Annotated in this window: 19 protein-coding genes; 6 read left to right on the forward strand and 13 right to left on the reverse strand. The window is 71.4% G+C overall.

Annotation, left to right across the window (positions count from 1 at the left end):
• Positions 1-156: 156 nt before the first annotated feature.
• The 6 genes from ACFZBU_RS02310 to ACFZBU_RS02335 form a co-directional block, all read right to left on the reverse strand.
• Entirely contained in the window at positions 157-1,071 is a 915-nt protein-coding gene (locus ACFZBU_RS02310; protein WP_391581554.1) for a hypothetical protein, read from the reverse strand.
• A 180-nt stretch (positions 1,072-1,251) separates the two neighbouring features.
• Entirely contained in the window at positions 1,252-2,265 is a 1,014-nt protein-coding gene (locus ACFZBU_RS02315) for a hypothetical protein (protein ID WP_391581555.1), read from the reverse strand.
• Positions 2,266-2,376: 111 nt separating this feature from the next.
• Positions 2,377-3,375 carry a hypothetical protein gene (locus ACFZBU_RS02320; RefSeq protein ID WP_391581556.1) on the reverse strand — a complete coding sequence of 333 codons (999 nt, stop codon included), beginning with the start codon at positions 3,373-3,375 and terminating at the stop codon, positions 2,377-2,379.
• Between the two features lie 243 nt (positions 3,376-3,618).
• Positions 3,619-4,731: an N-acetylmuramoyl-L-alanine amidase gene (locus ACFZBU_RS02325; RefSeq protein ID WP_391581557.1), complete on the reverse strand. Its 1,113-nt coding sequence runs from the start codon at positions 4,729-4,731 to the stop codon at positions 3,619-3,621.
• Entirely contained in the window at positions 4,721-5,977 is a 1,257-nt protein-coding gene (locus ACFZBU_RS02330; protein ID WP_391581558.1) for a hypothetical protein, read from the reverse strand. The genes ACFZBU_RS02325 and ACFZBU_RS02330 overlap by 11 nt, the downstream gene beginning before the upstream one ends.
• A gap of 198 nt (positions 5,978-6,175) precedes the next feature.
• The gene (locus tag ACFZBU_RS02335; protein WP_391581559.1) at positions 6,176-6,814 is read right to left on the reverse strand and encodes a class I SAM-dependent methyltransferase; all 639 of its coding nucleotides are present in this window, start codon (positions 6,812-6,814) and stop codon (positions 6,176-6,178) included.
• Between the two features lie 281 nt (positions 6,815-7,095).
• Between ACFZBU_RS02335 and ACFZBU_RS02340 the strand changes: the two genes are divergently transcribed.
• Positions 7,096-9,300, forward strand: a complete 2,205-nt coding sequence (locus tag ACFZBU_RS02340) for an acyl-CoA dehydrogenase (RefSeq protein ID WP_391581560.1) — start codon at positions 7,096-7,098, stop codon at positions 9,298-9,300.
• 154 nt (positions 9,301-9,454) lie between these two features.
• Complete coding sequence (locus ACFZBU_RS02345) at positions 9,455-10,657, forward strand: lipid-transfer protein (RefSeq protein ID WP_391581561.1); 1,203 nt, start codon at positions 9,455-9,457, stop codon at positions 10,655-10,657.
• Between the two features lie 232 nt (positions 10,658-10,889).
• On the opposite strand, the gene ACFZBU_RS02350 is transcribed toward ACFZBU_RS02345, so the two are convergent.
• Both ACFZBU_RS02350 and ACFZBU_RS02355 read right to left on the reverse strand, forming a co-directional pair.
• The gene (locus ACFZBU_RS02350; RefSeq protein WP_391581562.1) at positions 10,890-11,033 is read right to left on the reverse strand and encodes a hypothetical protein; all 144 of its coding nucleotides are present in this window, start codon (positions 11,031-11,033) and stop codon (positions 10,890-10,892) included.
• 14 nt (positions 11,034-11,047) lie between these two features.
• Positions 11,048-12,343 carry an NYN domain-containing protein gene (locus ACFZBU_RS02355; protein ID WP_391581563.1) on the reverse strand — a complete coding sequence of 432 codons (1,296 nt, stop codon included), beginning with the start codon at positions 12,341-12,343 and terminating at the stop codon, positions 11,048-11,050.
• Between the two features lie 181 nt (positions 12,344-12,524).
• Here ACFZBU_RS02355 and ACFZBU_RS02360 point away from each other — a divergent pair, with 181 nt between their 5' ends.
• Positions 12,525-14,201 (forward strand): long-chain-fatty-acid--CoA ligase, encoded by a 1,677-nt coding sequence (locus ACFZBU_RS02360; protein WP_391581564.1) that lies wholly within the window; start codon positions 12,525-12,527, stop codon positions 14,199-14,201.
• A gap of 34 nt (positions 14,202-14,235) precedes the next feature.
• Here ACFZBU_RS02360 and ACFZBU_RS02365 read toward each other — a convergent pair whose 3' ends face one another.
• From ACFZBU_RS02365 to ACFZBU_RS02385, 5 genes are all read right to left on the reverse strand, one after another.
• The gene (locus ACFZBU_RS02365) at positions 14,236-14,880 is read right to left on the reverse strand and encodes a LysE family translocator (protein ID WP_391581565.1); all 645 of its coding nucleotides are present in this window, start codon (positions 14,878-14,880) and stop codon (positions 14,236-14,238) included.
• A 331-nt stretch (positions 14,881-15,211) separates the two neighbouring features.
• Positions 15,212-15,862, reverse strand: coding sequence for an organomercurial lyase (gene merB / locus ACFZBU_RS02370; RefSeq protein WP_391581566.1), 651 nt, complete (start codon positions 15,860-15,862; stop codon positions 15,212-15,214).
• Positions 15,859-16,839: an EamA family transporter RarD gene (gene rarD, locus ACFZBU_RS02375; RefSeq protein WP_391581567.1), complete on the reverse strand. Its 981-nt coding sequence runs from the start codon at positions 16,837-16,839 to the stop codon at positions 15,859-15,861. Before rarD ends, merB begins: the two co-directional genes overlap by 4 nt.
• Positions 16,840-16,926: 87 nt before the next feature.
• Complete coding sequence (locus ACFZBU_RS02380; RefSeq protein WP_391581568.1) at positions 16,927-17,820, reverse strand: SDR family NAD(P)-dependent oxidoreductase; 894 nt, start codon at positions 17,818-17,820, stop codon at positions 16,927-16,929.
• 125 nt (positions 17,821-17,945) lie between these two features.
• Positions 17,946-18,206: a hypothetical protein gene (locus ACFZBU_RS02385; protein ID WP_391581569.1), complete on the reverse strand. Its 261-nt coding sequence runs from the start codon at positions 18,204-18,206 to the stop codon at positions 17,946-17,948.
• A gap of 149 nt (positions 18,207-18,355) precedes the next feature.
• On the opposite strand from ACFZBU_RS02385, the gene ACFZBU_RS02390 reads away from it, so the two are divergent.
• The 3 genes from ACFZBU_RS02390 (at position 18,356) to ACFZBU_RS02400 (ending at position 20,228) form a co-directional block, all read left to right on the forward strand.
• Positions 18,356-19,018: a TetR/AcrR family transcriptional regulator gene (locus ACFZBU_RS02390; protein ID WP_391581570.1), complete on the forward strand. Its 663-nt coding sequence runs from the start codon at positions 18,356-18,358 to the stop codon at positions 19,016-19,018.
• A 113-nt stretch (positions 19,019-19,131) separates the two neighbouring features.
• Positions 19,132-20,145, forward strand: coding sequence for a DUF5753 domain-containing protein (locus tag ACFZBU_RS02395; protein ID WP_391581571.1), 1,014 nt, complete (start codon positions 19,132-19,134; stop codon positions 20,143-20,145).
• Positions 20,124-20,228, forward strand: a complete 105-nt coding sequence (locus ACFZBU_RS02400; protein WP_391581572.1) for a DUF397 domain-containing protein — start codon at positions 20,124-20,126, stop codon at positions 20,226-20,228. The genes ACFZBU_RS02395 and ACFZBU_RS02400 overlap by 22 nt, the downstream gene beginning before the upstream one ends.
• The last annotated feature ends 753 nt before the right edge of the window (positions 20,229-20,981 follow it).

A 20,981-nucleotide genomic window follows, 5' to 3' on the forward strand; every position in this document is an offset into this window, starting at 1 on the left:
ACTTTCTTGGGAGGCCGACTCCCCCGGGACCCGGCCGTGGCGCCGGCTCGAACCGCTTTCCGGGCACGCGAAAGGGCGCCGTCCGGGTGGACGACGCCCTGTCGTGTTGCCGAGTCGCGGTGTCTCGGTACTACCGGTTCCTCGGGAGCACCGGTGTCACGAGCGCTGGATACCGATCGTGTTCTGAAGCACGCCGCGCACGTTGTCGACCTCGACCAGCAGGCCGTTGGGGTGCTCGGCCACCGCCAGGTACCAGACGCCCGTGTTCAGGACGCCCTTCTCCTGGTTGGTGTGCTCGTCCAGCATCGGGCGCGAGTCCGGCACCGAGAACCAGAAGGGCTGGAACGGCGCGCGGGCGCCACCGGGCGCACCGCCCGGGGCGGGCTGCTGCATGCCGCCGGGACCCTGCGGACCCTGCGGGCCGGGACCGCCGAAGCCACCCTGCGGACCCTGCGGACCCTGCGGAGCCGGGCCGCCGAAGCCGCCCGGCTGCGGGGCGCCGCCGTACGACTGCGGACCCTGGCCGGCCTGCGGACCCTGCGGGCCGCCGTAGGGCGCGCCGCCGAACTGCTGCTGACCCTGCGGGCCGCCGTACTGCCCCTGCGGGGCCGCGCTCGGACCACCGGCGCCGAGCAGCGGCGCCTGGAGGGCGGGCACCAGCGAGGTGGCGATCAGGGCACCGCTGAGCACGAGGACCAGCAGGACGATGAGGATGCCGCCGGCCTTCATCTCCAGGCCGTCGGAGGCGCGGCCGATCGACCACAGGGCGTTGATCGGCGAGACCACCGCGAGCGGCAGCGCCCACTGGCGAGCGGTCAGACCGAGGATCTGCCGGTCGCGCAGTTGCGGCAGCAGCCCGCCGAGGATGAACAGCGCGGCGGCGATGATCGGGGTCAGCACGACCGCGAAGATGACCGGTGCCATGGTGCCCGACCACGCGCTCCAGCTGCCGTCGAAGCCCCGAGGCACATCGCCCTTGACGCCGATGTAGTCGAAGAACGAGAAGATGAAGATGAGCACGGCGGCGACCCCGATGACCGCGTCGCCACGCGAAAGCTTTCTGACGTCCACTAATACTCCTCCCGAGGGGGATGGGCGCCGACAGCGTACGGGGGCGACCCAAGTCGTGCCACCGACGTCGCCCCCGCGCGTCCCCGGTGCATTGGTCCGGGGACACTGTGCCAGACGGGGGAACGATCTGTACCCCGACCCCACGCGACGCGCCGTATGGGGGCATTTTTTCGAAGATGTCTATTCGCCCCGCTGAATACCCGTCAGATCGGTCAACACGCCCTGTAGACCGTCGATATCGATGACGATGCCGCCGTCTCGCACGCCCACTGCGAGATACCACACACCGGGGTGCAGGGTGGCCACCGCGTCACCGGCGTGGTCCAGCGGGTGCAGCGGCCTCGGTTCGGGCACGGCCAGCCAGTACTGCTCGAACGTGCCCGGATCGCCGGACTCCGGCGCGGCGGGTGCCTGCTCCCCGACGGGTGCGGCCGGTTCCGGGGCGTCGTCCTGCTTGAACAGCAGCACCGGCGGCTGTACCGCGGGCGGCTGCATCGGCGGCGTCTGCGGCGGGGGAGTGTTGCCCGACGGCCCGTAGACCGGCGGCGCGACGGGCGGCGGGATCGGGAAACCACCGGTGCCGGGAGGGCCGGGCGGGTACCCGCCGGGAGCGCCGGGGAAGCCACCGCCGGGGTAGCCCTGCCAATTGTTCTCGCGCGGGCGCACCAGCGGGGCGTTCAGCCCGCCGATCCGGTCGACCGTCAACAGCAGCAGCGCCTGGAGCACGGCGAAGCCCGCCAACCCCCATGCGCCCCAGCCGTGTCCGGCCTCCACGGTCGCCTGCGTGTCGCCGTTGGTGCGGGCGTAGTTCTCCGCGAAGCGCGCCAACTTCTCGTAGCCGCCGTCCGCGCCGAACAGGGCCCACACCGCGCTCCACGCCGCCGCGATGCCCAGCGCGACGCCCCACTGCCGAAAGGCGAGTCCGCAGAACTGGATCTCGGTCGGCTGCGGCGAGCCGGGCCGGAAGGTGAACCGGCCGATCAGCAGCAGCACCAGCGAGATCGAGGACAGCAGGACGACGGCGGGGGCCAGCGGCGAGAAGTCGCCGATCCACGCCGAATAGTCCTTGCTTCCCTCGGTGATCTGTTTGCCCTTGGCGGTCACCGTGTACCAGGGGAGAAACGAGAAGACCAGAACTCCGATCGCCGCCGCCGCGACGATCAGATCACCTCGGGTGACGCCTTTGCGTGGCATCGTGCTCCTCCCTGACGGGGCTTTCGTACTGCTCGGAATTGCCGTGCGTCTGCTGGGCCCGGCCCGGTGCCGGTGCGGTCGCCCGCACCGGCACCGGAGCCTGACGTACCGTCATTCTCCGCGCTGGATCCCGGAGACGTCGCTCAGGACCCCTCGAACGCCGTCCGCCTCGACCAGGACGCCGCCCGGGTGCGGGGCGACCGCGAGGTACCACTGGCCGGTCTGCAGCGTGGCCACCGGCTCCTTGGACAGGCCCTCGGCGGGTGCCAGCGGCCGGGCCTCCGGAACGGCGAACCAGAACTGCGCGAACTCCTGCGCGTCCCGAACCGGCGCGGCCGGCTGCGCGCCGGCGACCGATGCGCCGCCGGTGCCGGTGCCGGTGCCCGCGCCGGTGACGTCCGGGGGCGGCATGTGGGCCGGCACCCCGGCCATCGGCGCGCCCGTGCCAGTGCCCGTGCCCGGAACCGGGTAGGCGGGCGGCGGGTAGGCGCCGGTGGCGTTCGGCGGCGGGTAGCCGGTGTTCGGGTCGACCGGGGCCGGGTAACCCCCGGTGCCGCCCGGCGGCGGGTAGCCCCACGGCTGCTGCGGGACCGGGCTGAACAGCGGCGCGGCCAGGCTGGGGATGCGATCCCCGATGATCAGGAAGAGCGCCGCGACGAGCCCGGCCACCATCATCAGCCAGGCGAAGATGGTGGGTCCGGCGTCGATCGAGTCCGAACCCTTGACGATGTCGCCGATCACGCCGCCCGCCCCGAACGGGGCGAAGAAGCCGCTGATCGCGCCGGTGACGCCGAACGCGATCGCCCACTGGCGCGGGGCCAGACCGAGCGCCTGCCTGTCCGGCTGGGCCACGAAGCGGCCGATCACCAGGAGCAGCGCGGCCAGCAGCGGCACCAGCACCACGGCCGGCATCAGCGGATAGAAGTTGACCGTCCAGGCGTTCCAGCCCTGGCTTCGACTGCGCCCGCCGCTGTCGAACAGGCTGTCGTCGTCGCTGCTGCCGCGCAGCGATTCGCTGACTTCGTAGTAATCGAAGAACGAGAAGATGAAGATCAGGACGATCGCGAGAATGACGATCGCGTCGCCCCTCGTGATCCCTTTCCGGTTCAACGTTTCTCCTTAACAGGTACGGAGGGGACGTGACGTCGACGACGGCGCGGGGCGCGCCGGACGACGTGCGGTGCGTGGACGGCTCGCGCCGGGCCCGATCGTGCGGCTCACGGCGGTCGGTGGCCCGACCGGGAACCGTCCGGTGGTGCATGGCGCGCGTGGACGCCGCGAACCGGGGACCGTCACCGGCGCGTGCGCGACGAGGACGGTCGGAAAGACCCTAGGGGACAGCCGACCCGCGGCTCACGTCCCCTTCAGGAGATAGGCCGTGATCCCCGTCGCGATCCCGGACGCGGCGCGTTCGCGCCAGTTCGGGTCGGTGAACTGCGCGGCGTCCGTGGCGTTGCGCATGTTGCCGCATTCGATGAACACCTTGGGTCGGGTGGACAGGTTCAACCCGCCGAGGTCGGTGCGGGTGACCAGGCCGTCCTGGGTGCCGAGGTAGGTTGCGGGGCTCGCGCCGGTGGCCGCCCGGAAGGCGGCGGCCAGGGTGCTGCCCAGCGCGCGCGAGGGGGCCAGGATCGGGGTGGTGTCGATGTTCGCGTCCTTGACCGACGCGGGCAGGATGACGTGGAATCCGCGCCCGCTCGCCGGTCCGCCGTCCGCGTGGATGGACACGATGGCGTCCGCCCGGGCCGTGTTGCCGCGGGCCGCCCGCTCGTTCACGCACGGACCCCACGCCTCGGTCTCCCATGTGTAGAGCACCGTCGCGCCCTGGGCCTCCAGGAGGCGTTTGGCCCGGTGCGCCACGTCGAGGGTGAACTCGGCCTCGGTGTAGCCCTTGTCGGTCTCGGTCCCGGTGGTGTCGCACTCCTTGGTCAGCCCGCCCGCGTACACCTGCTTGTTGATCTCGCGAGAGTGGCCGCCGTTGCCCGGATTGTGGCCCGGATCGATCATCACCACCCGACCGGACAGCGGAAGCCCGGTGGTCCCGGCGCGCGGCGCGGGCGGGCCGGGCGAGGTGACGGGTGCGGCGATCGACGGTGCGGTGGACGGCTGTTGTCCATCCGGTGGGGTGCTCGACGCCGGGGCCGGCACGCCGCCGGCCGCCGCGGGATCGGGTGTGGCCTCCGGCGCGGCGGTGGTCGTCGGGCTCGCCGGCGGATGCGCCGCGGCCGTGCGGCCGGTGTCGTGTCCGTTCGGCCAGGCCACCGCGATCGTGGTGATCCCGGCTGCGGCGAGCGCGAGGGCGAGCACGGTCAGGGTGACCCGGCGGCGCCGGCGCAATCGCTCGCGCGCGGCCTCCAACCGCTCCTCGTGCGAGGCGGAGTGGCCGAAGAAGCCGGCTCCGGAGCGGGAGTACGCGTCGCCGGAGTCGTCGGGACGGCCGCGGTCGTCGCGGCGGTCAGAGGTCAAGTTCACTCCTGGACGTGAGGCCGTAGCGCGACGCGACGGTGTTCCAGGTGTCGACGAACGACTTCTTCGCGCTGGACGCCTCGGCGCTGATCGTGGCGCCGTCGTCGTACAACGACCGGGTGCCCGGACAGCCCGAGTCGGCGGCCGACTGCGCCCACGCGGCGAAGGCCCGGTCGGCGCGGGCCGACGCGGTCCACGCGGTGCGCAACGTCGGTGCGGCGGATTGCAGTTCGGGAACGCCGTCGAAGCGCATCGCGTCCAGTTGGGTGACCAGTTGATCGCGTTGCGCGGCGGCGTCGAGCAGCGCGGAACGGGACGCGGCCAGCGCCGAGCAGGAGCCGACGTTGTTCACCGCGTCGATCACCGACTGCCGGGACGAACCGCTGCGCGAGAGCAGCGAGTCCAGCGCGGCGGCCTGCGCGCGGGCGTCCGGCGCGGCGGTGGTCGGCGGCGGGGTGGTCACCGCCGAGCCCTGCGACGGGGGCGTGGCCGGGGGCAGGCCCGACTGCTCGCCCGGGCCGGTCCCGGAGGGCGCGGGCGTGCCGGTCGAGGACTGCCCGGCGCTCTCCGAACCGTGCGCGGCCGGCGTCTTCTTGTCGTCCTCCCACGGTCGCAACGCGAACAGCGTGCCCAGCGCGGCGACGAACACCACGGCGACCACGATGAACAGCAGCGTGCGCTCGAACGAGGGACCGGGCGGGGCCGGCGACAGCGGTCCGGGCGGCGGCGGGGTGGCGCCGCGGTACCAATCCGGCGCGGCGGGCACGTCGCGTGCCGGCGGCATGCCGTAACCGTGCACGGGCGTGTGCGCCGCGTCGGCGAAGGTGCCGCCCGAGGGCAGCGGCGAGGGCCCGCGCTCGTGCTGGAACCAGTCGGCGGGCGGCGTCGATGCGTTCGGCGGCACGTCCGGGCGGGGCGTCGGCGGCGGAGCGGGAACCGGCCACGCCGGTGGCGGCGGGCCGGCCGGCGCGCCGCGGGCGGCCGGATTGTCCACCGTGTCCTGGTCCTCGGGCGGCCGGGGCTGCCCGGGCGGCCGCGGCGGGCCGGCGGCCGGAAGGTGGGCGGTCGGCTGGTGGTGCGGGCGCGGCGGTACGTCCGGATTCACCGCGGTCGGCGCCGCGGTGACCCGGCGGCGCACCCAGCCGCCCACGCCGCCGTTGGCCGCCCTGTCCCAGACGGTCTCGAACCGTTCACCGTCCGCCGCGGGTTCACCGGGCCGGTCGTTGTGCTCGTGTCGATCGGACATCAAGATCCCCCCGCGTCCTTCCCCGGATCGGCATTGTCCCAGCAAATGGGACCCGCGCGGGACCGGATCCGATTGCTTTCGGGAATCGAATCAGGCTCGAATCACTCTTGACCGGATGTGCCACCGCGTGACGGACACGGCGGCGCGACCGCCGGGCCGCTCGGCCCGGACCCGGGCGCCGCTCGGCCGCCGCACCGCTCAGATGCCCGGCGCGATCCGCCGCAGCACCCGCAGCGACCCGTCGCCGGGCAGTTCCTCGAAGGCGCCCGACGCCAGCGCGCGCAGGTAGACCCGGTACGGCGCCTGGCCGCCGTCGGCCGGATCCGGGAACACGTCGTGGATCAACAGCAGTCCACCGACCGCCACGTACGGTGCCCAGCCCTCGTAGTCGCCCTGGGCGTGCTCGTCGGTGTGCCCGCCGTCGATGAACACCAGGCCCACAGGCGTGTTCCACAGCGGCGCGATCACCCGGCTGTGCCCGACAAGGGCCACCACGTACGGCTCCAGGCCGCTGCGGTACAGCGTGCGCCGAAAGCGCGGCAGCGTGTCCATCACGCCGACCTCGGGGTCGACCAGGGTCGGATCGTGGTACTCCCAGCCGGGCTGCTGCTCCTCGGAGCCCCGGTGGTGGTCGAGGGTGACCACCACGGTGCCCGCGTCGCGGGCGGCCGCGGCGAGCAGGATCGTCGAGCGCCCGCAGTAGGTGCCGAGTTCGACCAGCGGGCCGACCTCGGCGGCCTCGGTCGCCGCCGCGTACAGCGCGTCGCCCTCGTTCGCGGGCATGAATCCGGTGGCGGCCTCGAACGCGGCCCGCACGGCGGGGTCGATGGTGCTCATCCTGGGGTTCTCCTTGATCGAGGCCGCGCTCGGTCCGTTCGGCGAATGCTCGTGGGCCACCGGCATCCGGTCCTCGTGGGGCCACCAAGCATCCGCCGGACCGGGCCGGTCGCACCGGGTCGGTGCGACCGTGGGCCGCCATGCTGCCGCAGCCGGCTTCGCGGCACCGTGTCGGGGGCCACATCGGGGCCCCGGAACCGACTTCGGTCTCCCGATTAATTGAAACGGGTTCTACTATCGCAAGTACTGGACCGAGTCACGGAAGTCATGGAAGGCGCGATATGGCCATCGGCATCACGGAGGAGCACCGCTCCCTGGCGGAATCGGTACGCGGATGGGTGCAACGTGTCGCACCCATCGGAGAGGTGCGCCGGGTGCTGGAGGCGGAGGCCGAGGAACGGCCCGGCCACTGGGCCGGCCTGGCCGAACAGGGCCTGCTCGGCATGCACGTCGCGGAGGAGTTCGGCGGTGCGGGCTACGGCCTGGTGGAAAGTGCCGTGGCGCTGGAGCAGGCCGGTCAGGGCATGCTGCCCGGCCCGTTCCTGCCCACCGTGCTGGCCTCGGCACTGATCCAGGCCGACGGGGGCGACGCGGCCAAGGAACTGCTGCCGGGCCTGGCGGACGGCACCCTGATCGGCGCCGTCGCGCCGAACCCGGGCACCGTGGTGGCGGCCGAGGAGGCGGGCGGCCTGCGGGTGAGCGGGGTGGCCACGCCGATCCTGGGCGGCGCGCTCGCCGACGTGCTGGTGCTGGCCGCACGCCGGGCCGACGGCACGCCCGCGTACGTGGTCGTGGACGCCGCGCAGGTGAGCGTCCGGGCGCTCAAGAGCGTGGACCCGACCCGGCGCAGCGCCGAGGTCACGGTGGACACCGTGGTCCCGGCCGGGCGCGTGCTCGGCGGCGTGGACGAGGACCTGGCGCGCGACCTCGCGGCCGTACTGCTGTCCGCCGAGGCGTGCGGAGTGGCCGCCTGGGCGCTCACCACGGCGACCGAATACGCCAAGGTGCGCGAGCAGTTCGGCCGGCCGATCGGTCAGTTCCAGGCGATCAAGCACCTGTGTGCGGACATGCTGGTGCGGGTCGAGCAGTCGCGCGCGGTCACCTGGGACGCGGCGCGCGCGATCGACGCGGGCTCGGACGCGCCGACCCGGTCGCTGACCGCGGCGATCGCGGCGACCTACGCGATCGAGGCGGCCTTCACCACCACCAAGGACTGCGTGCAGATCCTCGGCGGGATCGGCTTCACCTGGGAGCACGACGCGCACATCTACCTGCGCCGGGGGCTGACCCTGCGGCAGTACGCCGGGCCCGCCGCGTTCTGGCGGTTGCGGGTGACCGAGCTGGCGAGCGCCGGGGCGCGCCGCGAGCTGGTCCTGGACCTGCCCCCGGAGGCGGAGAACCTGCGCGACACCGCGCGGGCGATCCTGACCGAGGTGGCCGGCGAGTCCGGCGCCGAGCAGCGGGCCCGGCTGGCCCCGCTGGGCTATGCCGCGCCGTACCTGCCCAAGCCGTACGGCATCGGCGCCGGGCCGGTCGAGCAGCTGGTGATCCAGCAGGAGATGAAGTCGCTCGGCGTGCGGCTGCCGGACATCACCATGGGCAACTGGGTGATCCCGTCGCTGATCGCGTACGGCACCGCGGCCCAGCAGGAGCGGTTCGCGCCGCCGACGCTGCGCGGCGAGATCCAGTGGTGCCAGCTGTTCTCCGAGCCGGGCGCGGGCTCGGACCTGGCGGCGATCAGTACCCGCGCGACCAAGACCGAGGGCGGCTGGCTGATCAACGGCCAGAAGGTGTGGACCTCGCGGGCCCGCGAGTCGCAGTGGGGCATCCTGCTTGCGCGCACCTCGCCGGACAAGCCCAAGCACGAGGGGCTGACCTACTTCATCGTGGACATGGCCGCCGCGGGCCTGGACATCCGGCCGCTCAAGGAGATCAGCGGCCTGGCGATGTTCAACGAGATCTTCCTCGAAGACCTCTTCGTGCCGGACGAGATGGTGGTCGGCAAGGTCGACGAGGGCTGGCAGGTGGCCCGCAACACGCTCGGCAACGAGCGCGTGCACATGGGCGCGGGCAGCTCGTTCGGCGCCGGCATCGCGAACCTGGTCGCGGCGGTGAACGGCCCGGCGGGCGAGTTCGTGGACGGCGGCTTCCGCGAGCGGCTGGGCGCGCTGGTGGCCGAAGCGTCCTCGCTCGCCCTGATCGAACTGCGCACCACGCTGGCCCGGTTGTCCGGTCTGGAGCCCGGCGCCGGTGCCTCGGTGCGCAAGCTGGTCGGCACTCCGCATCAGCAGCGCGAGTCCGAACTGTCCCTCGAACTGCTCGGCCCGCTGGGCGCGGTGGACGAGGGGGTGGGGCAAAAGGCCGCGTTCGGGTTCCTGATGAGCCGCTGCCTGACCATCGCCGGCGGCACCACGCAGGTCCAGCTCAACGTGGTCGGCGAACGCATCCTCGGGCTGCCGCGGGACCCGCAGCCCACGGAGAAGTAGTCCGTTCCCTCGCTCGGTTCGTTTCCTTCGTTCGTTTCCTTCGTTCGCTCGGTTCGGTTCGTTCGGTTCGCTCGTTTCGTTCGTTTCAATCCGTTCGTTCGGTTCCTTGGTTCGTTCGGTTCCTTTCCTCATCTGTTCAGTGGGAGTTCGCGACATGGCACAAAAGGCGTTCATCGTCGGCGTGGGCATGACCAAGTTCGAGAAGCCGGAGAGCCGCGACTGGCAGTACTGGGACATGGTCAAGGAGGCCGGCGACAAGGCCCTGGCGGACGCGGGCGTCGGCTACGACCTGGTCGAGCAGGCGCCGGTCGGCTACTGCTTCCAGGCGTCCACCGCCGGCCAGCGCGCGGTGTACGAGCTGGGCCTGACCGGGATCCCGGTCTACAACGTCAACAACAACTGCGCGACCGGCTCGTCCGCGCTGATGATGGCCCGCCAGTTCGTCGCGGGCGGGCTGAACGACTGCGTGCTCGCGATCGGCTTCGAGAAGATGAAGCGCGGTTCGCTGGGCGGGGGCGGCGAGGGCGACTTCTCCACGTCGCCGGTCGCCGCGCACTACAAGATCATGGGCGACGCGCACGGGTTCTCGATGACCGCGCCGCCGACCGCGCAGATCTTCGGCAACGCGGCCCGCGAGCACATGGCCCGCTACGGCACCACCGCCGAGCAGATCGCACACGTGGGCGTGAAGAACCACCGGCACTCGGTGAACAACCCGTACGCACAGTTCCAGGTCGAGTACTCGCTCGAAGAGGTGCTCGGCGCCAAGGAGATCCACGCGCCGCTCACCCGGCTCCAGTGCTCGCCCACCTCGGACGGCGCCGCCGCGGCGCTCGTGGTCAGCGAGCGCTTCGTGCGCGAACACGGCCTCCAGGATCAGGCGATCGAGATCGTGGCGCAGTCGATGACCACCGACACCGAGGAGAGCTTCGCCTCGAAGACGTGCATCGACGTGGTCGGCAAGCCGATGTCGGCCGCCGCCGGTCGGCAGGTCTTCGAGGAGTCCGGCCTGGGCATCGAGGACGTCGACGTGATCGAGCTGCACGACTGCTTCTCGATCAACGAGATCCTCACCTACGAGGCGCTGGGCATGTGCGGCGAGGGCGAGGGCGGCAAGCTGGTCGCCGAGGGCGCCACCACCTACGGCGGTCGCTGGGTGGTCAACCCCTCCGGCGGCCTGATCTCCAAGGGCCACCCGCTCGGCGCCACCGGCCTGGCCCAGGCCGCGGAGATCAGCTGGCAACTGCGCGGTCTGGCCGACGCCCGCCAGGTCGCCGACGCCAAGGTCGGCCTGACCCACAACATCGGCCTCGGCGGCGCAGCCGTGGTCGGCCTGTACCGCCGCGGCCAGTTCTAGGCCCGGTCGGACGTGCACCGGGCGGTCACCCAGGGCCGCCCGGCGCACGATGAGTACGCGGGCTCATGCGGGGCCGGGGGTGTTTTCGCGGTGCCGCCGGCGGGCGCCCTGCATCCGGACGCGTACGAGAGGGTGCGCGGTGGCATGCGCGGGCGTGGGTTCGAGATCTCGTTCGACGGGGCGGGCGAGCCGGGGCAGTTCGCGGTCCTGATCGCGAGCGATCCGAAGGCCGCTACGCACTGCGGCTGTACTCGCGGACCGGTACGGCGGAGCGGCCGGCGTGCGATGCGATCGTGATCGAGGTGAGCTCGCCGTGCTGCACCGAGCCGCGGGCGGCGGTGCCGTCCTCGTGACGGGTACGGCGCGTGGGTCGCACCCGTCACGGTCTCGTCATGCGCCGTTGGGGCCCGGGACGACGGTGAGGTCGGAGGTGGTCCGGTTCGGGGCGGGCGTGCCGTGCAGCCATTCGGCCAGGAGGGTGCGTTCGGTGTCGTTGAGGTACAGGCGGGCGTTGGCGCACAGCGTTTCGACGTTGCGGAGGAAGGCGTCGGCGAGGTCGTCGGCGGAGGCGACCGGGTGGGCGGTGGAGGACCAGTAGCCGGAGTAGACCAGCCCGGTGGTCACGAACGCGATGGCCTTGCGGGCGATCGTCTGCATACGTTCGGCGCACCGGTCGCGGACCGCGCCCGAGGTCTGGTTGCCCTGGAAGCCGTTCTCGCTGACCTCGGCGTGCAGTTCCTCGAAGAGCACCTGGTACTCCTCGGGGGAGAGCCGAGGCGCTCCGGTGACCGTGGCCACCCGGTCGATCAGGTCGCGGACCGGTTCGCGCACGTGGTCCATCCGACCCTGGCCGTTGGGTCGGGCCGAGGGCGGCTGATGTCGGGTGCGGTCGTAGATGTAACCCGGCGGGACCCGGCTGATCAGCAGCTTCTCGTCGGCGCCCTGCTCCAGCATCAGTTCGAGCAGGGACGAGAAGGTGGTCGCGCCGCCCCAGCGGGTGCGGGTGACCTGCTCCCGGCCGACCTGCTGGAGCACCGAGTGGGCCAGCGTCGCGAGCACGATCGGCTCGTCGGATCCGCCGAGTTGCGCGCGCACGTGCGCCATCACCTGCTCGCGCACGCCCTCGTCGGCCGGCGCGACGTCGATCTCGTCGCGCAGCGCCCGTTCGATGAACTCCTGGTCGCTGATCACCACGTCGCCCGCGGCGACGTACGCCTGGGCGGCCGGACCGCTGGCGATCACCATGGTGCGCCGGTCGTGGCTGCGCAGACGCAGCAGCACGGGCGTGAAATCCGCGTCCGCGCTCATGATGATGACCTCGTCGAACCGGGTCGAGTGCTGGAGCGTGTCCAGTACGTCCATCACCATGTGGATGTCCGCACTGTTCTTGCCCCGGCCCGTCAGCGGCGGGCAGTCGATCACGCGAAAGGCCGACCGCGTGAAGAAGGCCCGGTAACGGTCGTGCATGACCGGGTTGAGGTAACAGTTGCGTACGAGCAGCGATCGGCGCAGGCCACGCTCGATCGCCTCGTTCTCCAACCACTCCAACCACTGGGACGGCTTCCGGGCGAAAATTTCCGCCGAAGCCCGATCCGTCTCGCGCAGCCCGCTGTAAATGTTGTCAAAATCAAGAAAAAGCGCGCTGCGAATTCTGCCTGGTATGCCCGAATCCATACTCATGTCCATGCCTGCCTCCCCCGATGCGTACGGCTTCAATCTGTCCGACGCGTCACGTGTGGGCAAGCGAGGCCACTCACGGTCCGCTTGTGATCTTGGCCGTCTTCCGATCCGCGCGCACCCGGGTTAGGTTGCGAAGCGAAAGCTTGATCGTGCCATGTAGGTGTGTCTGTCCGTCAGGAGTCGTGCCGTGTCGGGACGTTGGAGCGCCACCCTGGACGTACTGCTGCGAGAGCGGGCCGCGGATGCCGCACCCGGGCTCCGCCACGAGGACCGGGCCTGGTCCTGGGCCGAGGTGGTCGCCGAGTCGGCGCGGCGGGCGGCCCTGCTGCGCGCCCTGCGGGTCGAGGGCAGGCCGTGGCACATCGGGGTGATGCTGGAGAACGTCCCGGAGTTTCCGCTGCTCCTGGGCGCCGCGGCGCTGTCCGGTGCGGTGATCGTCGGGCTCAACCCGACCCGGGTCGGCACCGAACTGGCCCGCGACATCGATCACACGGACTGCTCGCTCGTGATCACCGACGCGGCGCACCTGGAGCAGCTGCGCACCGCGGCGCCGGACTTCCCGGCGGACCGGCTGTTGTGCGTGGACGACGCGTCCTGGGCGGCGGCACTGGAGCCGTACGCGGGAGCCGAGCTGCCGGCCGACCGGCCGAGCGCCGACGACACCTTCATGCTGATCCTCACCTCCGGGACCACCGGACACCCCAAGGCGGTGATCTGCTCGCAGGGCAAGGTCGCCTCGCAGGGGGCCAGCGTGGTGGCGATGGAACGGCTCACCGGTGCGGACGTCGCCTACTGCGCGATGCCGCTCTTCCACTCCAACGCGATCATCACGTGCTGGGCGCCGGCGGTCGCCGCGGGGGCCGAACTGGTGTTGCGACCGCGGTTCTCCGCGTCCGGCTTCCTGCCCGACGTGCGGCGGTTCGGGGTCACCTACGCGAACTACGTGGGCAAGCCGCTGTCGTACATCCTGGCCACACCCGAGCGCCCCGACGACGCGGACAACCCGCTCACCCGGGTGTTCGGCAACGAGGGCGGGCCGCAGGACGTCGAGCGCTTCGCCCGGCGGTTCGGCTGCACGGTGCGGGACGGATTCGGCTCGACCGAGGGCGGCCTGTCCTTCGTGCCGGTCCCGGACATGCCGCCGGGCGCGTTGGGCCGGCCCAACGGCGACATCCGGATCCTGAACCAGGACACCCGCGAGGAGTGCCCGCCGGCGGCCTTCGACGCCGAGGGCCGGATGACCAACCTCGAGGACGCGGTCGGCGAGCTGGTCAACATCGGCGGCGCGGGCGCCTTCGAGGGTTACTACAACAACGCGGCGGCGACCGCGCAGCGCATGCGCGAGGGCTGGTATTGGAGCGGCGACCTGGCCTACCGCACCGAGGACGGCCTGGTCTTCTTCGCCGGCCGCAGCGGCGAATGGCTGCGCGTGGCCGGGGAGAACTTCGGCGCGGCGCCGGTCACCCGGATCCTGTCCCGACACCCGGACGTCGCGGTGGCCGCGGTGTACGGCGTGCCCGACGAGGCGGCGGGCGACCAGGCGATGGCGGCCCTCGTCCTGCGCGAGGGCGGGAGCTTCGAACCGGCCGCGTTCGCCGCCTGGTTGGCGGCGCAGTCGGACCTGTCCCGGGCCTGGCACCCGCGCTACATCCGGATCGCCGCGGCGCTCCCGCAGACCAGCACGAACAAGATCCTGACCCGAGTCCTGGTCCGCCAGGCCTGGTACACCGGCACCGACGAACTGTGGTGGCGCGACGGCAAGGACGGCCCGTACCGACGGTTCACCGAGGCCGACCGCAGAACCCTGGAGAAGGCCTTCGCCGACCGCGGCCGGGCACACGTGCTGGCGCTGCTGGACCGGTGAGTCGGGGGCGGTCGGGGTCGATCCCGGTGCGGCCTCAGCCGTCGGTTGCGGCGAGGCCGATGCCGAAGGCGCCGATGACGGTGCCGGTCGTGGCGTCGAGGGTGCGGCGGAAGCGGGGGCGGCGGAGCTTCGCGCGCAGGCTGTTCGCGCCGAGGATGATCGCCGTGAACCACACCATGCCCTCGATGTCGTGGACCAGCGCGAGCAGTATCCCGAAGGCGAGGTGCGGTGCGCCGGAGGGCATGAACTGCGGGATCATCGCCATGTAGAAGACGCCCACCTTGGGGTTGGTCAGCGACGTGAGCACGCCGCGCCCCCACGCGGACCACAACCCCGGAGCGGCCTTCGCGCCGGCCACCGGGGCGGTCTCGACGTCGGTGTACCGGTTCACCCACGCGGCACGCAGGAGTCCGTAGGCGAGCCAGAGCAGGTAGCAGGCGCCGACGATCCGCAGGCTCGTATAGGCGACCCGGGAAGTGGTCAGCACGGCCGAGACGCCGGCCGCCGCGGCGGCACCCCAGACCAGGGTCCCGGAGCCTATGCCGAACGCGGTGGCGAACCCGTGCCGAGGCCCGCGCGCGAGCGCCGCCCGCAGCACGATCGCGGTATCCGGGCCGGGCATTATCGTCAGCAGCCCGGCGACCAGGGCGAACGAGGCGAGGTGGGTCAGCGCGTCCATACGGGCCATGCTGCCGGCCCCCCGCAAGGACCCGGACGGCGGGCGTTTGGGCGCCCGCGGGGGAGGGCGTTTCGGCGCGCGGGCTACCGCGCGCCGGCCGCCGACCGCCCGGCGATGTGCTGACACGTCGTCACGATGGGTTCCAGGCCGGGGAGTTGGGCGAAGTCGCGGCCGCTCCACCCTGTCTCACCCGACCCCGAACCCATGTCGCTCGGTGTCGTCCCGCTCGGCCCCGACACGGTGCCGATCGGCTCGGGTGGGTGGGGTGCGGTGGGGGTGCGCGGCGTTGGCGTGGTGCTGTGGTGGGGGTGGGGCGTCGACCGTGCGTGTTCTACAGGCCCCAGAAGCGGCCTTCGAGGCCCACCGCTGCGAAGTAGGCCGCCGCCGAGGCCGGGTCGCGACGTTCGTAGCCGCGGTTCAGGCGGCCCTCGTACCAGTGTTCGGCCAGGCGCCACAACTTCGTGAGGTCCAGGACGCAACCGCGGGTCTGGCCCGTGCGGGCGAGCCAGCCGTCCACACAGCCCTCGTCGCAGAACAGCCGCTGATTCCCGCACGCGTGCACCACGTCGTCCCACAGTGTGGTGATCGGGACCAGGAAGTGCGCCACCTCGTCGCCCTTGGGCGGTTGTTCGGTGCCCACGTTCCAGGCGAGGGGCTGCTCGCAGCCCGGGCAGCGGGTCGCGACCAGGACCTCCTCGCCCACCAGGTGCGGTATCGCGAAGGAGTCCCACGCGCAGCCGCCCCACCACAGCGTGCGTGGGCCCATCACCGAGAAGCCCAGTGGAACCGCGCTGAACGGGTGTGCCATCACGATCGCGCCGTCGCGCAGCACGATGTGCCGCCGCTCGTGCAGGGCCCACAAGCCCGCCCGCACCGTCGCCTCCGAGACCCCCAGGGTCGCGGCCAACTCCGGGTCGGAGAGCGCCCGCCCGGTCTCGGCGAAGCCGCGGTAGATCGCCAGGCGCAACTGTTCGACGCTCACGAGGTCACCTCCCGCTCGGGCACGACCGTGCCGGGAATCTCGCAGTCCGGCTCGGTGACCGCGGCCCCGGGCACCCGCGCGGCCGGTATCGCGGCGGCCCGATTGCGCCGGGACTGGCGGATCGCGTCGTAGGTGAGCACCGCGAGCGCCGCCCACACCAGGGCGAAGCCCGCCCACCGCGCGGCCGGCATCGGCTCGTGATAGACCGCGACGCCGATCCCGAACTGGATGATCGGGGCCAGGTATTGAAGCATGCCGATCGTGCTCAGCGGCACCGTGTTCGCGGCCACCGCGAAGCACAGCATGGGGACCACCGTGATCAGGCCCGCCGTCATCAGCATCAGCGCCTGCGGCGTGCCCTCGTGCCCGAACGTGCCCTCGCCGGACCAGGCCAACCAGGTCAGGTAGCCCAGAGCGGGCAGGAACATCACGGCCGTCTCGATCGTCATCGAGTGGGTGGCGGGCAGGTTCATCCGCTTCTTGATGTAACCGTACGTCGCGAACGACGAGGCCAGGGTCAGCGCGATCCACGGGACTCGGCCGTAGGCGACGATCAGCACCACCACCGCCGTGACGCCCATCCCCACGGCGGTCCACTGGACCGCCCGCAACCGCTCCCCGAGCACCACGACACCGATGCCGATGAGCACCAACGGCGTGATGAAGTAGCCCAACGAGGTCTCCACGACCTGGTCGTGGTTCACGCCGTAGATGTAGGCGCCCCAGTTGATCGAGATCATCACCGCGGCCAGCGTGACCGTGGCCAACCTGGCGGGCGTGCGCACGATCTCGCGGATCCAGGACCACTGCCGGAGCGCGGCGAGCAGGACGACCATGCACAGCAGTGACCAGGTCATCCGGTGGGCGAGGATCTCGACGGCGCCGGCCGGCTTGACGTGCGGCCAGTAGAGCGGGAAGAGACCCCACATGACATAGGCCGCCGTACCCAGGAGCAAACCGCGTCGTTCTGAACCCATGCCGCCGACGGTACTGGCGAAGTGGCCTGCCGTCAGGAGCCAATTTCGGACGGGTGGATCCGTTGCGTCGCGGCATGTGCCCGGTCCTCAGTCGCCCTCGCGGCTCAAGGCCTCCCATCGGGTGTACTCCTCCCGGCGTGCCCGGTCGAGTTCGGCGACCATGTCGAAGGCCAGGCCGCCCAGGATGATCCGGCGGGGTGGGTCGGGCAGATCGACGACCTCGAGCAGCACGGCCGCCGCCTTGGCCGGGTCGGCGTCCTTCGACTCGCCCCACATCTCGGCCAGTTCGGCGCGCAGCGGGGCGTACACCTCGTTCTCGGTGGTCATGGTCAGGCCGCGGGTGAACAGCGCCGTCTCGTAGCCACCGGGCTGGACCAGGGTCACGTGCACCCCGAAGGCGGCCACCTCCATCGCCAGGGCACCGGTCACGCTGTCGAGGGCGGCCTTGGTCGCGCTGTACAGACCCGTGGACGCGAAGCCGACGGCGGAGCCCATCGAACCGATCTGGAGGATGTGCCCCGAGCCCTGCTCGCGCAGGTAGGGGAGCACGGCCTGGGTCACCCACAGTGCGCCGAAGAAGTTGACGTCGAAGTGCGCTCGGGCCTGTTCCTCGGTCGCCTCCTCGATCATGCCGATCAGACTGGCGCCCGCGTTGTTGACGACGATGTCGAGCCGGCCGAAGGCGGTGACGGCGCGGGCCACGGAGCGGAACACCGCGTCGCGATCGGTGACGTCGAGGGGCAGGGGGACGAAGCGGCCGCCGTGCTCGGCGGCGAGGGCGGCGAGCGGCCCGACATCCCGCGCGGCGCCGACGACCCGATCACCCGCCGCGAGTGCGGCCTCGGTGAAGGCTCGCCCCAAGCCTCGCGAGGCACCGGTGATGAACCAGACGCGGGGGTTGCGGTCGGTGGGGTTGCGGGCGGTGGTCGTTTCGGTCGCGGTGTCGGCGGCAGCGGCAGCGGCAGCGGTGGCGGTGGTCATGGGAGTGGGCTCCTTTGTTTCGGCGGTGCCGGAAGAGGTCGGCTGATTCGGGGTGCGGAGGGTTCGGGGCAGGTCTGGGTGGGGCGGTTCGCGGCGTTCTCGGGAGGGGCGCTTGGGGAGGGGGCCTACCTCGGCCGATAGCCGGACGAGGTCGCCGCGCGGTGATCGGTCCGCGCGGGGCGAGGGGTGGCGATTCGCGCCTCGCGGCGGTGACGTGGCCGGGGCGGCTCGGGGGGCGAAGCGGCGCGCCGGATGGCAGCCGCAGCGTCGGCGGCGTCGGCGGTGATCCGCAGGCCGGTTTGCGTCGCGGGGCGGGTGTCGAGGACGGAGAACGTGTCGGTGATGCGGTCGGTGATCGGTGCGGCTGCGGCCGGGGTGCGGAACATGAGCGACAACTCCTCGGAAGTCGGGGGGCAAGAAACGGTGACATCCGCGAGACGAGACGGTTCGTCTCGCTTCGAGATCCAGCATGCACCTCCCGGATGCCGATGTCAATACGAGACGGTTCGTCTCGCGGGTCGGCTAGGATGTGACCATGACCATCGACAACACGGACGGCGGTGCCGAGCCGCGCCGCTCGGGTCCGGGCGCCGAGGCCGCCACCGGCCGTGCCGCCGCCAAGCCGAATCCGTCCCGACGCAGCGAGCAGTCCCGCCGCGCGATTCTCACCGCCGCCCGCGAGTTGGTTGCCGAGTTGGGCTTCGCGAAGCTCACGATCGAGGCCATCGCGGCGCGCGCGGGTGTCGGCAAGCAGACCATCTACCGGTGGTGGGGCTCCAAGGGTGAGGTCGTCTTCGAGGCGTTCCTGGCGCTGAGCGACCCGGGGGAGGGCATCGTGCTCCCCGACACGGGCGACGTCGAGACGGATCTGCGCTTCCTGATGCGCGAGACCGTCGCCGAGTTCGCCGACCCCGCGTTCGAGGGTCCGATCCGCGCACTCAACGCCGAGATCATCAACGACCCCAAGCTCGCCAGGCTCTACCACGAGAAGATGGCCGCACCCGTCGACGAGGCGAAGAAGGAACGCCTGCGCAGCGCCCAGCGGGCCGGGCAGATCGCCGCCGACGTCGACCTCGACCTGGCTCTCGAACTGCTCTACGCCCCGCTGTACCAGCGCTGGCTGCTCCGCTCCGGCCCGCTCACGGAGGAGTACGCGGACAGCCTGGTGGCGCTGACCCTCAAGGCGCTTCGCCCCTGATCCATCGGCGACGGGGAGACCGCCACGGTCCGCCACGGCTGAAGACCCGCGAATCGACCAAATGTGTCGATCGGGGTCGTCAGCGTGTGTCCGGTGACCACCTTGGGGGTGTCGTGAAGCGCTCAAGCAGGCCGGGCAACCCGGCGTTCGTCTCTGCCCGGCACCAGCGCAAGTGGTACTCGCAGGAGGCGTTCGCCGAGGCTTACGAGCGGGTGGCTCGGGAGGAGGGCGTCGGCGTCTCCATCTCCCCACGCCAAGTGCGCCGGTGGGAGTCCGCCCGCCCGCCTTGGCCACATCCCGATGCGCGCCGAGTGTTGACCGCGATGTTCGGTCTTCCGTTGGAGACGCTCGGTTTCAGCGCGCCGTACGACCTCGACTCCGTCGAGAGAGCCGCGCTCGCCCCCTCCGGCGCGCGTGCCGCCACGCGGGAGGAAGGGGACGAGTGGCGCAACCTGCTGGACGACATCCCGGAGCGGTTGGGGCAACTGATCCGGTTGGAGATGAACGCGATCTCACTGCGGTCGTACGAGACGTTGATGATCCCCGGACTGCTCCAGTCGCCGACCTATGCGTTGTCGGCAATCCAGATGCGCAACCCGACGATCCAGAGCTCGGCGGCTTATGAGCGCGTGCGCATCAGGATGCAACGATCGGAACGGTTGATGCGATCGGGCCGACCCGCGTCGTTCATCGTCTCGGAGGCGGCGTTCTATCAGCCGATCGGCGGACTCGCGGTGCTGGCCGACCAGATGGGGCATCTGTTGACACTCGTGTCGGAGCATCCTCAGGTGTCTGTTCAGGTTCTCCCACTCGACGCGGCGTACGTGGTGCCATCGCCGCGTCTGCTCCTGGAGGTCTCGCCCGGCCGGACGGTCGCGTGGCTGGAACAACTGACCGGCTCTGTGCTGGTGGAATCCCCCGATGATGTGATGTCCTTCCGGGCAGTCTTCGAGCGCTTGTCCACAACGGCCCTGCCGTGCGTGGCGACGCTCGAACGCATCGACGAGCGGAGACGAGAACTATGCACGGCGGTCGAGGTGGCAGCGCACCGGGTTGGCGTACTTCCCCCTACACGGACAACGACAACTGCGTCGAGGTCGCGTCCTTGGGTGCCGCCGTCGGAGTGAGGGACAGCAAGATCGCCGATTCCCCGGTGATAGCCGTCAGCCCGGCCTCGTGGGCACGCCTCACGGAGCTGGCCGGCCGCTGATCGGCGATACGCGCAAGCGCGCTTCAGTGACCGACCGCGGAGACGTCCCGCCGACCTACGGTCGCGCCTTGGACAGCCGTTCGCTCGGTGCGTCGTGGCGGATCGGCGCTTTAGGTGGGCACGGCCCGATCTCGCGCTTGCCGGACTCGTGCTTGTCCGTATGTGAGGTGCGCGGCTTCCGGGCGCCGGATCGTGGCACTCCACGCGTGACCCGCCCCTGGGCCCATCCCGGCCCCAACCCCTCGGCCCCGGCCGGCTCCGGCCTCGGCTCACTCGGCGTCGGTGTCGGCTTCGGCTCGGTCCCGATCCGCCCCCATCCGACCCAACCCGACCCGGTCCGGCTCGGCCCCACCCCGGCCTCCGTCCCGGCCTCGACCCCACCCGGTCCGATCCGGCTCCCGCAACGCGACCCGTGTCTGCGCGCGGGAGGGTGGTCTTCGTGATCGGGCTCTGTTCGCGTGATTCGGATTGCGCGTGAATCGGCCCGGTTCTGCGTGGTGTGGCTTCGGAAGTGCCCGGCGGAGTCGGTCGAAATCGCGTCATAGGCCACCGGGGTCAGGGAACCTGACGGAGAGTCACATCGGCCGGTGGATATTGGGGATTGGGGCTGCGGTACCGTCACGGACGGTGCCGAATTGTTATTTGACGGACCGTCAGATTTCTCCTTACCGTGGCCGTATATCCACGTCTGGATCAAGGAAACGACGCCACCCCGCTCCCGGGACGGCGTGCCTTGTGCTTCCCGAATGCAGG

The sequence above is a fragment of the Embleya sp. NPDC008237 genome, from assembly GCF_042956465.1.
Lineage (GTDB): Bacteria > Actinomycetota > Actinomycetes > Streptomycetales > Streptomycetaceae > Embleya.